Here is a 14290-nt window from a genome sequence, read left to right on the forward strand (position 1 = left end):
CGGATGCGGGGCGTTTGTTACCAGAGCTGGCCGGGGAGCTTCAGCTTCTGCTTCGGCGGGAACCGGGCGTCGAACGCGTCTACGTCCTCGTCGCTCACCGCGTAGCCGGGCGGATCGCGATAGATCCAGGGACCTCCGGCCAGGTAGCCGTCCTGCAGTTCAAGGGCCTGAAGGTACGGTGTGGGCTCATCCCGGGGAACGCCGTCGTAATAGATCCCAAAGGTCTTTGCCTCCGCGAAGCCAAAGCGGCCGTAATACTCCGGGCTCCCGGTAATAACGACGGCGCCGAAGCCACGTTCGGCTGCCTTGGCCAGGGTGTGCCGGATCAGTGCCGCGCCGTAACCGCGCTTCTGGTATCCGGGCAGCACGGAGACCGGCCCGAAGACCAGGATGGGCAGCGCACCGCCGTCCTCCCGCGTCAGTTCGGCACGGCTGTACATGATGTGGCCGGCGATCCGCCCGTCCGCCTCAAGGACCTGGCTGAGCTCGGGAACGAACTCCGGCAGGGAGCGGTAACGGTGCAGCAGGAAGTGTTCAACCGCGCCCGGACGGTAAACGTTCCAGAACGCCTCGCGGGTCAGATTCTCCACTGCGGCCCAGTCTTCCGGGTTTTCCCGGCGGATGGTGTAGTCGGTGCCCATTCCGGGAGACTACCCCGGCACGCGCAAAAGCGCTGGTCCCGCCTGCCTGATAGGAGGCGGGACCAGCGCTTCGAGGGTAGACCGGGCTACTGCACCGAGTTGTTGTAGTTCTCGATTTCGGTCTTGAGGGCCTCAACCGATTCGGTCAGCTCTGCCTTGCTGTCTCCGCCGAGCAGGGCCCCTTCAAGGGCGTCCTCAGCAGCCTTGCGGGCCTGAGGCATGGAACCGGCGGCGCAGCCCTGGGTAGCGGCAGTCAGTTCAGTTGCCTCAAGCTGCTGCACGGCGACGTCGAACTGGGGGTACTGCTCGCGCCAGGCGATGTCCTCGGGCTCATCCAGTGCGGCCTTGGAGATCGGGAAGTAGCCGGTGCCGGTGTGCCATGTGGCCTGGGTTGCCGGCTCGGCGAGGAACTGCATGAACTGCCAGGTGGCTTCCTTCTCCGCGTCGGAGTGCCCCTCACCGGAGATCCAGAGCGAGGCGCCGCCGATGATCGGACCGGAGTCGTTCTCCTCGATCTTCGGGTAGAAGCCGACGCCGAGCTCGAAGCCCTGCTCCTCAGCTGCCTTCTGCATGCCGCCCAGGGCACCCGTTGATTCGAGGGTCATGCCGATGGTGCCGCTCTTGAAGGCGTTCTGCGCGTCGGCAGTGGCGCGGCCGGTGTTGCCGGCTACCCCTGTTGCCACGAGTTCCTTCCACCAGTCCACAAACTCCACGGCGGTGTCATTGTTAAAGCTGTAGTCGGAGGCACGTTCTCCGGAGCGTCCGTTGTCCGGGCTGCAGTAGAGGGCGCCGTTGGCAGCGATCTCCTGTTCCAGGAGCCAGCCGTAGATGGCGGCGTTGAAGCCGAACTCCGCCGGTCCGCCGTTCTTCTTGGACAGGGCATTGGCTGCTTCGCCAACCTCGTCCAGCGTTACGGGCGCAGTTTCCGGGTCCAGCCCGGCCGCTTCGAAGAGGGTCTTGTTGTAGTACAGGACCGGCATGGACGTGTTGAACGGCATGGACCAGAGGTCCTCATCGATCGTGTAGTAGCCGGCAATGTTCGGCTGCAGGTCCGAGACGTCGTAGTCGTCCCGGTCGATGAAGGCCTGGGTGGGCAGCACGGCGCCGGAGTCGATCATGAACTGCGTGCCGATGTCATAGATCTGCACCATGCTGGGTGTGCTGTTGGACTGGACCGCAGCCTTGTACTTGGTGATGGTGGAGTCGTAGTCGCCCTGGTAGACGCCCTTGACTTCAATCTTGCCTTCATTGGCAGTGTTGAATTCGTCAATGAGCTTGCCCAGGGTCTCACCGTTGGTGCCGTCCATGGAGTGCCAGAAATTGACGGTAGTGACACCCTCAGCCGACTCGAGTGCATCCGCGGCCGGCGCTTCGCCTGCTCCGGTTGTGGTGCTGCCTCCGCCGCAGGCGGACAGTACAAGGGCAAGCCCTGCGGCGCCGGCGGCCATCATTGGCAGCCTGCGTCCTCTGGTTGTAGTTCTCAATGCGTTTCCCTTCAGGGTTGGCCGGAGAGTGAGCTCCGGATAGCAGTGGCGTTTGGGCCGGTGCGTTACTTGATGGAGCCCGCAGTCAGGCCGCGGACAATGAACCGCTGGCCGAAGATCACCAGCAGCAGGGTGGGAATGATGGCCAGGACTGTTCCGGCAAGGACCAGCCCGGCGTTGAAGTTGTCCGCCGAACGCAGCTGGGTGATGCCGATCTGGATGGTCTGCATCTGCGGGGTCTGGGTAACCAGCAGCGGCCAGAAGTACATGTTCCAGGCCGAGAGGAAGGACCAGATTCCCAGTGCTGCAAGGGTGGGCTTGGAGAGCGGAACCAGGACCGAGAGCAGGAACCTGAAGTGTCCGGCTCCGTCGATCCGGGCCGCTTCCCACAGTTCGGTGGGGAAGGACAGGAACGCCTGGCGGAGCAGGAAGATCCCGAATCCATGGGCGAGGAACGGCAGTACCAGCGCCGGAATGGTGTTGATCAGCCCCGCAGAGGACATGGTCAGGTAATTCGGGATGATGATCGCCTCGGCCGGCACCATCATGCTGCACAGGAACAGGGCGAACCAGAAGGCCTTGGCCCACACTTTCAGGAAGACCAGGGCGTATGCCGCGAGCAGCGAGGTCACCAGCTGGCCCACGGTGATCAGTCCGGCCATCACCACGGAATTCACGTACTGCCGGCCCAGCGGGATTGAGTTCAGTGCACCGGCAAAGTTCTCCACCCGGAATCCGTTGAACGGCCACAGCGACGCCGGGTAGGCGTTGATGTCCGCCGGGCCCATGAAGGAACCGACAAAACCGAAGTAGACGGGGAACAGGACGATCACGGCGCCGACGGCCAGCGCGGCATAGGTCAGGACCCTGCCCACGGTGAGCGGACGGCGCTGGCGCTTCTTCAGCGACTGGCTGCGGCGCTGCGGAGCCGCCTGCGGTTTTGCGGGGGCAGGAGCTGCTGTGCGGCTCATCGGTAGAAGACCTTCCGTTCCAGGACACCGAATTGGATGGCGGACACCGCTACCACGATGATCAGGAGCACCACGGCCTGCGCGGAGGCATAGCCGAAGTTTGAGTTGTTGTTCGCGAACGCCTGCTCATAAATGGAGTAGACGAGGGTGGTGGTGCTGTCCTGCGGGCCGCCCTTGGTCAGAATGTGGATCTGGCCGAAGCTCTGCAGGGCATGGATGGTTCCGGTGACCAGCAGGAAGAACAGCTGCGGTGTCAGCAGCGGCATGATGATGGACCGCTGCATCCGCCAGCCGTGCGCACCGTCGAGCCGTGCTGCCTCGACGACGTCTTCGGAGACCGCGCCCAGACCGGCGGAAAGCACCAGCAGGTTGTAGCCCAGCTGCATCCATACGGTGGCCAGGGACACCGAGACCAACGCCCAGGCCGGGTCTGTGAGCCAGCCAACCCGGTCAAGCCCGAAGAATCCGAGCATTCCGTTCAGCACACCGGTGGCCTGGTTGAACATGACGCCGAAAATTACCGACGCCGTTGCCACTGAATATGCGAAAGGCAGGGCGAATGCGGTTCTGAAGAATCGGATTCCCTTGATTTTCTGGTGCAGCAGCAGCGCCAGCGCCAGGGCAATGCCAATGGAGGGAATCACGGTGAGGACGGTAAATCCGAGGGTCACACCCATGACCGTCCAGAAACCACTGTCCGTAAACAGGCGGGTGTATTGGTCGAAACCAACAAAACCCGAGGGCCGGCCGAATAGGTCGCTGCCCTGGAAGGAAAGAAATACCGACCGCCCCAGCGGGTAGAAAAGGAACAGAGCGAAGACCACCAGTGCGGGCGCGAGGTACCACATGGCGCTGACGCTGCCACGGTCCGTTACGCGCTGGGGCGGGTTTTTCTTCGGTTCCTGTTTGGGTGCGGTTGCCGGCTTAAGGGCACTCATGCCCAGGCGCCCGGAGCGGGCCCGCCGGGATGGGGATACGAACAGCGGACGGTTCCATCCGGCTGCAGCGATTCACTGCAGGAAGCTTTCATTGACTAATTCCGTCCATCATTCTGCGGCGCCCAGAAGCGCCGGATACCGGTGTTACGCCCGTCACAGTACCCATTAGTTTTTACCCATGGCAAACAGGCTGGCCGTTGCCGCAGGTATTGCTTCTCCGCAGGTCAGCTGGCGGAACCGTGCATGCGCTGCGCGGCAGCCCGGTAGCGTTCGAGCACTAGCGGAGCCGGCGGCGCGGAAACCGTCAGTGAGTCCTGGGTTTTCCACTCCGGCCAGGCACCGGTGAGCACCGCTGCTGCCTGGCGGGCAGCGCCGTCGGCCACGTATTCCCCGGGCTCCGGAACGTCCACCGGCATCCCCAGCACGGAGGACAGCGTCTGCTGCATGGCTGCGGAGCGGGCACCGCCGCCCACCAGAATGACGCGCCGCGCTTCGATACCCAGCCCGGTGACCGCCCGGAAGGCATCCGCGAGCGAGCAGGCCACGCCTTCGAACGCCGCACGGGCGAGGTTGGCGGGGGTGTAGCTGGCCAGTGTCATGCCGTGCAGACTGGCTTTCGCCTCGGGCAGGTTGGGCGTGCGTTCCCCCTCGAAGTAGGGAACCAGGGACAGCCCTCCGGCGCCGGGCTCTGCAGCCAGCGCCAGATCGGTGAGCGCCGGAAGGTCGACGCCGAGCACGGCGGCCGTGGCGTCCAGGACCCGGGAGGCGTTCAGGGTTGCGGCCAGCGGCAGGAAGTTACCCGTGGCGTCCGCGAATCCGGCCACCATGCCGGTGACATCGGCGGTGGGGTCCGCCGTGACCGCGAAGACAGTACCGGAAGTCCCCACCGAGACGACGACGTCACCCACGGTGGCGCCGACGCCGAGCGCCGCACCGGCGTTGTCCCCGGTTCCGGGGCCGATCAGGGCCCCGGATGGAGTCTGCAGGCCCGGCTCGAGCGGGCCGAGGACCACGGGGAGCGCCGGTACGTGCCCGAGCGTACTTTCCAGGACGTCGGGCAGGTACTGTCCGGTGGCCGGTGACCAGTAGCCGGTACCGGATGCATCCGAGCGGTCGGTGCGCAGGGCAGCCAGTCCCCCGGTGCCCGGTCCGTGGCCGGCCAGCCGCCAGGAGAGCCAGTCGTGCGGCAGGCATACGGCAGCCGTGGCGGCCGCGTTCTCCGGTTCGTTCTCCGCCAGCCACTTCAGCTTTGCGGCCGTGATCGAGGCAACCGGCACGGTCCCGGTGGTCTCGGCCCAGTAGGCTGCCCCGTCCGGACCGGCCTCCTCGATCAGGTCCCGGGCCGCACCGGCTGAGCGCGTGTCATTCCAGAGCAGTGCATCGCGGACCACGGCGCCGTCGGCGTCCAAGCACACCATGCCGTGCTGCTGGCCGGATACGGCCACCGCGGCGACGTCATCCAAGCCGCCGGCAGCCGCGGCTGCCTCGAGCAGCGCCGTCCACCAGGTTTGGGGATCCACCTCGGTTCCGGGCGCGTGGCGGGCAGTCCCCTGCCGCTGCAGCGCTCCGGTTTCGGCATCGCGGATCACGACCTTGCAGGACTGCGTGGAGCTGTCCACTCCTGCTACAAGCGGCATAACGGACCTTTCGGCAGGCGGAGGGGCGTCAGCGCCCGGAACCAGGAATGCTAGCAAACCGCCTAGCGGGCGCCGAGGAGGTGCTCCAGTGCCAGCTGGTTCAGCCGGACAAAGCCGAAGGAACGCTGGGCGGCGGCATCGGCGTCGAACTCTTCAAAGGACGCCGCATCGGCCAGGAGGTCGGCGGTGCTCTCCCCCGCAGCCAGCGTCGGTTCGGCGAGCTCTCCGATGCCGGACGCGGCGAGCGCCTCCTGGACCTCCGGGTCCGCCCGGAAGGACTGCGCGCGTTCCTTCAGCAGCAGGTACATGGACATGTTGGCGGCTGCCGACTCCCAGACGCCGTCGTAGCCGTCGGTCCGGGAGGGCTTGTAGTCGAAGTGGCGCGGGCCCTCGTAGACCGGCCCGCCGTTCGGGAAGCCGTTCTCCAGCAGGTCCACGGTAAAGAAGGCACTGGTGAGGTCGCCGTGACCGAAGACTAGGTCCTGGTCGTACTTGATGGACTTCTGCCCGTTGAGGTCGATGTGGAAAAGCTTGCCGGCCCACAGTGCCTGCGCGATTCCGTGGGTGTAGTTCAGGCCCGCCATCTGCTCATGGCCGGTCTCCGGGTTCAGGCCCACAATGTCCTGGTGCTCCAGCTGGGCGATGAAGGCCAGGGCGTGGCCGACGGTCGGCAGCAGGATGTCGCCGCGCGGCTCGTTGGGCTTCGGCTCCAGAGCGATCCGCAGGTCGTACCCCTGCTCCTTGATGTAGCCGGCGGCGGTGTCCACGCCTTCGCGCATCCGATCCAGCGCCGCCGCAATATCCTTGGAGCCGTCGTACTCCGCGCCTTCACGCCCGCCCCACATCACGAAGGTCTTGGCACCGAGTTCGGCAGCCAGGTCCATATTTCGCAGCACCTTGCGCAGCGCGAAGCGGCGCACCGAGCGGTCATTGGAGGAGAAGCCGCCGTCCTTGAAGACCGGGTGGCTGAACAGGTTGGTGGTGACCATGGGAACCTGCAGGCCGGTCTCGGCCAGGGCGGCACGGAAGCGCTTGAGGATGAGGTCCCGTTCCTGGGAGGAAGAGCCGAACGGCACCAGGTCATCATCGTGGAAGGTGACGCCGTAAGCGCCCAGGTCTGCCAGCTTGTGGACCGCTTCCACGGGGTCCAGGTCGGCACGGGTCGCGGTGCCGAACGGGTCGTTGCCCGTCCACCCCACGGTCCAGAGTCCAAAGGTGAAGCGGTCGGCAGGTGTTGGCGTCTTTGTCATGATGCTCTGCTCCAAAGGGGATCCACGGGATTAGTTGTGGACAACAACATATGCACCGCCCGAAGGCCTGTCAATGGGTTCCCGCGGCGGCTTTCCTGCCGAAACGTACTGTCGGAAATGGTGTTCCGTGCAACAATCAATCGTTCAGTCTCCTCCGCAAAGGACCCAGCGCATGCCGAGCAAACCGGCCACCGAGAGCATCCGGGTGCAGAACCTGTCCCGGGTGCTGACCCTTGTGCACCGCCGCGGAGCGCTCTCCCGGGCAGAACTGACCCGGCTCACGGGGTTCAACCGGTCCACAATCGGCGCTCTCGCCGCCGAGCTTTCCCGGCTCGGGCTCGCCTATGAAACCGAACCCGCTGCCGCGGGCCGCGCCGGACGTCCCAGCCCCCTGGTCCACCCCAACGAACGCGTCGCCGCCCTGGCGGTGCATCCCGACGTCGATGCCGTCACGGTGGGCCTGGTGGGCCTGGGCGGGAAGGTTCACCGCCGGGTCCGCTACGACGCCGCCAGCGTGCCCGGAGTTCCGGAGACGCTGAGCATCACGCGGGCTGTGGTGGAAGGCATGGGCGCCGAGCTCGCAACAATGGACCGGATCGTGGGCGTCGGGGCAGCCGTCCCGGGACTGGTGGACAGCACCGACGGATCGGTGCGGCTGGCACCGCACCTGGGCTGGAGGGACGAACCGCTGGCGCAGGCACTGTCCCAGGCGCTCGGCTTGCCTGCTTTCGTCGGCAATGACGCCACCGTCGGCACTCTGGCCGAGTCCGTTTTCGGGGCCGGCGTTGGGGAGACGGACGTGGTCTACCTCAACGGCAGCGCCAGCGGCATCGGCGGCGGCGCCGTCGTCGGCGGGGTACCGCTTGGCGGGGAAGCCGGGTTCGCCGGGGAACTGGGCCACACGCTGGTCCGGTCGGACGGGCTGGCCTGCTTCTGCGGACGCCGCGGCTGCCTTGAAACCGAAGTGAACCTCGGCGGCCTGCTGGTGCCGCTCGGACTCGAGCACGCTGACCTTGATGAGCTGGAGGCCGCCATGGCCGGCAGGCCCGGGCCGGAGTTTGAGGCAGCCGCCGCCCGCCAGCTGGATCTCCTGGCGGAGGCGCTGGTCAACTTTGTGAACATCTTCAATCCGCGCACCATCCTGCTGGGCGGATTCCTGGGAGTGCTGTTCTCCTTCGATCCCCGGCGCCTGCAGGATGCGGTGGCGCAGGGCGGCATCGGCGGCCTCGGCCGGCGGGTGGATATCCGCCGGGCTGCCTTGGGCGCGGATCTGCTGCTGGTCGGCGCGGCGGAGCTGGCGTTTTCCGGGCTGCTGGCTGCACCTGCGGCAGCTGCTGCCCAGGTGCCTGCGGGTGTGCCTTCCGGGGCCTGACGCCGGGAATCCTGCCGCGGCGCGGCCCGGCCCGTCCCTGCCTGGTATCCGGCCGGGAAGGCTGCCGCGGCGCGGCCGGGAACCCGGTTCTCAGGATTCCCAGCCGAAGCCGAACCGCTCGGGCCGGAACGGTTCCAGCATCGGGTGCCGGCGGCCGGTGAGGATTTCATCCGCCACCAGCTCACCGGCGATCAGCCCCAAGGTTGCCCCGGAGTGCGTGAACACGGCCCAGCAGCCGGGCAGGGCCCGCAGCTCCCCCAGCACCGGCTCCCCGTCACCGGGCACGGGTTTCAGCCCGGCGTGCCAGGACTGGACCCGTATCTCCGGGTTTCCCGCGAGCAGGCGGCTGGTCTCGGCAGCTACCTCCTCGAGCACATCGGCGGGAAGGTCCCAGCTGCCGTCTTCCCGTTGACTGACCAGGTCCAGGTACCAGGTATGGTCCATGGCCAGCCGTCCGCCCGGGTGCGGCCGGACGGAGATCCGCGGAGTGTTCAGCACAGTCTGCAGCCCGTGGTTCAGCGGCTCGGAGATCAACAGCACGGCGGGATCAGACGCATCGGGCAGCTGGATTCCGGCTTCGCCCAGAACCGCCGGGGTGCCGGCGCCGCAGGCCACCACCACCGTGCCGGCACCGTATTCCTGCCCGGAAGCTGTCCGCACTCCGGCGGCCCTCCCGTCCGGCCCGGTTTGAACCGAACACAGCCCTGCGTCCTCAATCAGGGTTCCGCCCCGGAAAGTGAATTCCTCCGCGAGCAGCCGAAGCAGCTGCGGCAATGCCACCCATCCTTCGCCGGGGTTGACCAGCACCCGGTGCGGAAGCACACCCGGGTCGATCCCGGGCACGGCGGAGGCGGCGTCGTCGCGCTCCAGCATCCGCGCCTCATACCCTGCGCGGGTCTGCCGGTTGTGCCGCTCGATCACCTCGAACGGATCATCGTCCCAGTACAGCCCGCCGCCGAACGCCAGCCAGTCCGCGGCCGGGTTCCGTGCCAGCAGGGAGCGGTAGCGGTCAATCCCGGCCATCCGCAGCCGGAAGTACGGGTCCGGGTAGGCGCCGCCGGCGTTCAGCCAGGACAGCGAGCGCCCGGACGCCCCGCTGCCCGCCTTTGCCTCGGTCAGCAGGAGCACCTCGGCACCGCCGCGCAGCAGTTCCACCGCTGTGGAAAGGCCCAGGACGCCGCCGCCCAGCACGGCGACCCGTTCGGCGGCTGGCGGGTTCAGATCGCTCCTCCTGCCATCTGGGCTGCGATGTGCTCTGCCTGCCGGATGGCCAGCGCCACGATCGTCAGCGTGGGGTTGGCGGCTGCCCCGGTGGTGAACTGGGAACCGTCGGAGATAAAGAGGTTCGGCACGTCATGGGCCTGGCCGAATCCGTTGCAGACTCCGTCCTCCGGCCGGGCGCTCATCCGTGCCGTGCCAAGGTTGTGTGTGGAGGGATACGGCGGGGTGCGGACCGCCGACACCGCTCCCACTGCCTCATACAGTGCCTGGCCCTGGCCGTAGCCGTGTTCGCGCATGGCGACGTCGTTCGGGTGGTCGTCAAAATGCACGTTCGGAACGGGGAGGCCGAGCGGGTCCGTGACCGTGGAGTTCAGCGTGATCCGGTTGGTCGCCTGCGGCATGTCCTCCCCCACGATCCACATGCCGGCTGTGCGGCGGTAGCCGTCCAGGATCGCGGCGAAGCCCGGCCCCCAGGCGCCCGGGTCCACAAAGGAAGCAAGGAAGGCCGGACCCAGGGAGATCGTCTCCATGTAGTAGCCGCCGGCGAACCCGCGGTCGGGGTCGTGCCGGGACTCGTCCGCGATCAGCCCGGCCATGGTTTCGCCCCGGTACATGTGCACGGGTGAGTCGAACTGGGCGTACACCGAACCGGTGGTGTGCCGCATGTAGTTCCGGCCCACTTCCCCGGAGGAGTTGGCCAGCCCGTCGGGGAAAAGCGGGGAGGCGGAGAGCAGCAGCAGCCGCGGTGTCTCGATCGCGTTGCCGGCCACCGCCACGACCCGCGCCTTCTGCCGCTGCAGCTGCCCGTCAGCGTCGGCATAGACAACCCCGTCCACCTTGCCGGCGGGAGTGTGGGTAATCTGCACGGCGTGGCAGCCGGGGCGCAGATCCAGCAGCCCGGTCTTGAACGCCTTGGGGATCTCCGAGACCAGGATCGACCACTTGGCTCCTGACTTGTCGCCCTGGAAGTTGAAGCCGTCCTGCACGGAAGCGGGCCGGCCGTCGTACGGCTCCGCGTTGGTGGCGTACGGGCCGGTGGCAAAGTGCCGGTAGCCCAGTTTCTCCGCTCCGTTGGCGAAGACCTTGTAGTTGTTGTTGGCAGGCAGCGGCGGACGGCCGTGGACGTGGGTGGAGCCCATCTTCTTCTCGGCCCGGTCGTAGTAGGGTTCCAGTTCCTCGAGGGTGAGCGGCCAGTCCAGGAGGCTCGCGCCGTCGATCCGCCCGTAGGTGCTGCGGGCGGCGAATTCGTGTTTTTTGAACCGCGGCGTGGCGCCGGACCAATGGGTGGTGGTTCCGCCCACCGCCTTGACGATCCAGGCCGGCAGGTTCGGGAAATCACGTGCAATGCGCCAGGACCCGGATGTGGTGCGCGGATCCAGCCAGGCCATCTGGTTGAACGCTTCCCATTCGTTGTTCACATAGTCGGAGTTGGTGAGGAACGCCCCGGCTTCCAGGAGCACCACCTTCACACCCTTTTCCACCAGTTCGTGGGCCAGGGTTCCCCCGCCGGCACCGGAGCCGACGATCACCACCACGGAGTCGTCGTCGTGCTCGAAGTGCGCCGACTGGGCCAGCGGGTCAGCGGCTTCTACGGGCCGGAAACTCTGGGTGCTCATTTGCTTCCTCCTCCGCGCTGCTGCGGCGCCTGGGCTTCGGTTCCTGATTCGGGGGCCGGTCCTGCCGCGCGGGCGGCCTTTGAGCCGGCGGCGGTGTCCCGGTCCGGTGCGCTGTCAAAGCTGCCTGCAGCGGCGTCGGTCCCGGCGGCTGCTGGTCCGTCGGCGGGTTTGCCCACCTGGTACGGCAGCGGCCCGGTGTCCTGCAGTTGTTCCGCGGCGCCTTCGACCCGGGGGCTCGGCAGCCAGTCCAAGTCATCGAAGCCGCGGTTCAGGTATCCGCCCTTGTCGAAGGACGGGCCTTCGTAGCCGAGGACTTCCCAGACGTCCGGATCGTCATAGAGGTTCAGTACTGTGGTTCGGCGGATGAACCCGAAGAACTCCAGATCCGAGACCCGCCGCAGCACCGCCAGCGCCCGTTCGTCAGAGAGTTCCAGGAAGGGTTCCTCGGACTGGGCGCCGAGGGCGATCAGGCCCTGTGTAAGCACCACCCGGAACCAGGTGGAGGAATCGGCTTCGGCGACGATCCGGCTGGCCATCCGCTCGTAGGCGGCATCCGGGAAGTTCGGGTGCGGAAACGCGACGCGGATGATCCGTTCCAGGATGGCCCGGGCTTCCGGGGTGAGGTTGGTCTGGTTCAGCGTGGGGTACTTGGCGGGAAACGTCATTGTCAGCCTTTCTGCTCCGGGACCAGGATGGCCCGGCCGGTGAGTTTTCCTGCGTCCAGATCGTGCAGCGCCTGGACTGCGTCCTGGAGGTCATAGGTGGTGGTGTGCAGGGTGATTTCTCCCTGTGAGGTCAGCGTCATCAGTTCGGCCAGGTCCTGGTAGGTGCCCACCAGGTTTCCCACCACGCTGATTTCCCGCGAGATCAGGTCAATGGTCGGCAGCGCCAGTGTGCCGCCGTAGCCGATTGCGTAGTAGCTGCCCCGGTTGCGGAGCATGGCCGGGCCGGTGATTTCAGTGCCGTGCTCGCCCACAAAGTCGAAGACCACGTGCGCTCCCCCGCAGGTGATGTCCAGGACGGCGAGGACGACGGCGTCTGCCGGGGGTTCACCGACGGCGCGGGCCGCGGGGTGCAGGTCATTGGGGTTCACGGTCGCGTCGGCGCCGAGTTCCTTGGCCAGTGCCAGCGCCGCATCGGAGGTGTCCACCACGGTGATGTGGGCGCCGGTCAGTGCTTTGAGTGACTGCACACCGATGTGTCCCAGGCCGCCGGCGCCGATCACCACGGCTTCCGATCCCGGCGGCAGCAGCGGCACGGCCCGGCGCACGGCATGGTAGGCGGTGAGGCCGGCGTCGGCCAGGGCTGCAACGTCCGACGGCGCCACGGAGGGATCCAGCTTCACCACGGCGCGGGCGCTGGTCTTGAGCAGTTCGGCCATGCCGCCGTCGGTGTTCAGGCCGGGAAAGGCGGAGGCTTCGCAGTGTGAGTCCTGCCCTGCCCGGCACGGGGCGCAGAGTCCGCAGGTGACTACCGGGTGCATAATCACCGTATCCCCGGGCTGGACATTGGTCACCGCGGAACCGGTCTCCAGCACCCAGCCGGCGTTCTCGTGGCCCAGGATGTAGGGCAGTTCCGGGCGCTGGATCGCGTCCCACTGCCCCTCGAGGACGTGCAGGTCCGTGCGGCAGACACCTGCGGCTCCCACCTGCACCAGCACATCCCACGGACCGGTAATGACCGGCTCCGGCACCTCGTCAATGCGTGCGTCTTCCCCGTAGGCGTGCACCCGAACAGCTTTCATGCCTTGCTCCTTTGCAATGGACTGTGGCCGGAATGGTATCCCGCGTTCCCCCGGCTCCAACACCCCCTGCCTGGTTAGCCGGGCCCGGCGGGGCGGGCACCGGCGTCGTCCTCCGCCAGCATGTGCGGCGCACTGGTGACCACCAGCCAGGCCGGCAGCACGGCCAGGCACATCAGTGCCGTCACCGTCACGTCCCCGGTGATGACGACGGCGATGAACAGGGCCATCCAGCCGTCCCGGGCCACTGCCAGGACCAGACCGAGCACGGCAGCGGAGACGGCGACGCTCACCGGCACGGCAGGCACCATCGCCTGCGCGGCGAGCCCAAACGCGACGCCGGTGAACACCGCGGGGAAGATCCGCCCGCCCCGGAACCCGGTGGCCGCCGCGACTACCAGAGCCGCGAGTTTCACGGCGGCGAGCAGGAGCAGCGCGCCAAAGGGCTCCGGCCCGCTGCCGAGCAGTTCAGCTGATTCCTCGGCGCCCTTGAACAGGGTGAGCGGACCGCCCAGCACACCGAGCAGGCCCAGCAGGGCCCCGCCCAGGGTGGTGAACAGGATTGGGCTCCGCAGCCGGCGGGCCCAGCGGTGCGCCCACCGGAACACAACAACGCCCAGCAGCCCGAATGCCGCTGCGGCCGGCGCGATGAGCAGGGCCGCTAGGACGTCCCACCCGGTGTGTACTCCGGCGGGCGGAACCGTGAAGCTCAGCAGTGTTCCGCCCAGCAGGGTCATGGTTGCCGCGCCTGCCCCGGCAGCGACCAGCGGCAGGAACAGCTTGTCAAAGAGTGCCCCTTTGGTGGCCATGGACCCGGCCAGACCGGTGAACAGCAGGGCTGCGGCGACGGGGGTGCCGAAGAGCGCCCCCACGGTTCCGGCGACGGCCAGTCCGGCCACGAGTTTCGCCGGCACGCGGGGATAGGTGCGGGCCAAAAGCACCGTCAGGACCGCAGTGTTGATGGCGATGATCGGGTTCTCCGGGCCTAGGCTGACACCGCCCGCCAGACCGACGACGGCGGCGGCGGCCAGGCCGGGCACCACCCGCAGCGGCAGGGCCGGGCCGCCGAGTTCGGAAGCTGCCGAGTCAGGGCCCGCGTGGCCGGGTACGTAATGAACGATCAGCCCGACCGCCAGCCCGGTGGCGGTGAGCATCCCGAAGATCCACCAGCCGCTGTCCGGGTCGATGCCGGCGGCGTGCGGCAGGTTCTCCCAGAGCAGGTGCTGCAGCAGCAGGCTGATCTCGTCGAAGGCGAAGAGGATCAGGGCGGAGAGCACTCCGGTCAGGAGCGCCGGAACCGAAGCCGCTGCGAGCGTCTGGACGCGGTTCTTCGCCAGGGGGTCGTCTGTGTTTCCCGCGGATGCCGGCATGGTGTGCCTTCCTGGGCGGCGCTGTTTTCAGCGTACGCTCAGGGCTTCG

The 14290-nt window shown here is 67.4% G+C and carries 12 protein-coding genes; 1 reads left to right on the forward strand and 11 read right to left on the reverse strand.

All coding sequences use genetic code 11. The annotated features are described in order from the left end of the window. Positions 1-17: 17 nt before the first annotated feature. From ACWGQ2_RS02060 to xylA, 6 genes are all read right to left on the reverse strand, one after another. Complete coding sequence (locus tag ACWGQ2_RS02060; RefSeq protein WP_452013829.1) at positions 18-641, reverse strand: GNAT family N-acetyltransferase; 624 nt, start codon at positions 639-641, stop codon at positions 18-20. An 86-nt stretch (positions 642-727) separates the two neighbouring features. After that, complete coding sequence (locus ACWGQ2_RS02065) at positions 728-2125, reverse strand: ABC transporter substrate-binding protein (protein WP_452013831.1); 1398 nt, start codon at positions 2123-2125, stop codon at positions 728-730. Between the two features lie 65 nt (positions 2126-2190). Continuing rightward, on the reverse strand, positions 2191-3096 hold the full coding sequence (locus tag ACWGQ2_RS02070; RefSeq protein WP_452013832.1) for a carbohydrate ABC transporter permease: 906 nt from the start codon (positions 3094-3096) through the stop codon (positions 2191-2193). Further along, entirely contained in the window at positions 3093-4034 is a 942-nt protein-coding gene (locus ACWGQ2_RS02075) for a carbohydrate ABC transporter permease (protein ID WP_452013834.1), read from the reverse strand. The genes ACWGQ2_RS02070 and ACWGQ2_RS02075 overlap by 4 nt, the downstream gene beginning before the upstream one ends. Before the next feature lie 224 nt (positions 4035-4258). Further along, positions 4259-5671 carry a xylulokinase gene (locus ACWGQ2_RS02080; protein ID WP_452013836.1) on the reverse strand — a complete coding sequence of 471 codons (1413 nt, stop codon included), beginning with the start codon at positions 5669-5671 and terminating at the stop codon, positions 4259-4261. 62 nt (positions 5672-5733) lie between these two features. After that, complete coding sequence (gene xylA, locus ACWGQ2_RS02085) at positions 5734-6921, reverse strand: xylose isomerase (protein WP_452013838.1); 1188 nt, start codon at positions 6919-6921, stop codon at positions 5734-5736. Positions 6922-7093: 172 nt separating this feature from the next. On the opposite strand from xylA, the gene ACWGQ2_RS02090 reads away from it, so the two are divergent. Continuing rightward, positions 7094-8293, forward strand: coding sequence for an ROK family transcriptional regulator (locus tag ACWGQ2_RS02090; RefSeq protein ID WP_452013840.1), 1200 nt, complete (start codon positions 7094-7096; stop codon positions 8291-8293). 90 nt (positions 8294-8383) lie between these two features. Here ACWGQ2_RS02090 and ACWGQ2_RS02095 read toward each other — a convergent pair whose 3' ends face one another. From ACWGQ2_RS02095 to ACWGQ2_RS02115, 5 genes are all read right to left on the reverse strand, one after another. Next, positions 8384-9484 carry an NAD(P)/FAD-dependent oxidoreductase gene (locus ACWGQ2_RS02095; protein WP_452013842.1) on the reverse strand — a complete coding sequence of 367 codons (1101 nt, stop codon included), beginning with the start codon at positions 9482-9484 and terminating at the stop codon, positions 8384-8386. Between the two features lie 26 nt (positions 9485-9510). Beyond that, on the reverse strand, positions 9511-11130 hold the full coding sequence (locus tag ACWGQ2_RS02100) for a GMC family oxidoreductase (protein WP_452013844.1): 1620 nt from the start codon (positions 11128-11130) through the stop codon (positions 9511-9513). Next, the gene (locus ACWGQ2_RS02105) at positions 11127-11795 is read right to left on the reverse strand and encodes a hypothetical protein (RefSeq protein WP_452013846.1); all 669 of its coding nucleotides are present in this window, start codon (positions 11793-11795) and stop codon (positions 11127-11129) included. Before ACWGQ2_RS02105 ends, ACWGQ2_RS02100 begins: the two co-directional genes overlap by 4 nt. A gap of 2 nt (positions 11796-11797) precedes the next feature. Next, positions 11798-12874 carry an NAD(P)-dependent alcohol dehydrogenase gene (locus tag ACWGQ2_RS02110; protein WP_452013848.1) on the reverse strand — a complete coding sequence of 359 codons (1077 nt, stop codon included), beginning with the start codon at positions 12872-12874 and terminating at the stop codon, positions 11798-11800. 74 nt (positions 12875-12948) lie between these two features. Further along, complete coding sequence (locus ACWGQ2_RS02115) at positions 12949-14241, reverse strand: ion channel protein (RefSeq protein WP_452013850.1); 1293 nt, start codon at positions 14239-14241, stop codon at positions 12949-12951. Between the last annotated feature and the right edge of the window lie 49 nt (positions 14242-14290).

This window comes from Arthrobacter sp. NPDC055585 (assembly GCF_053619115.1).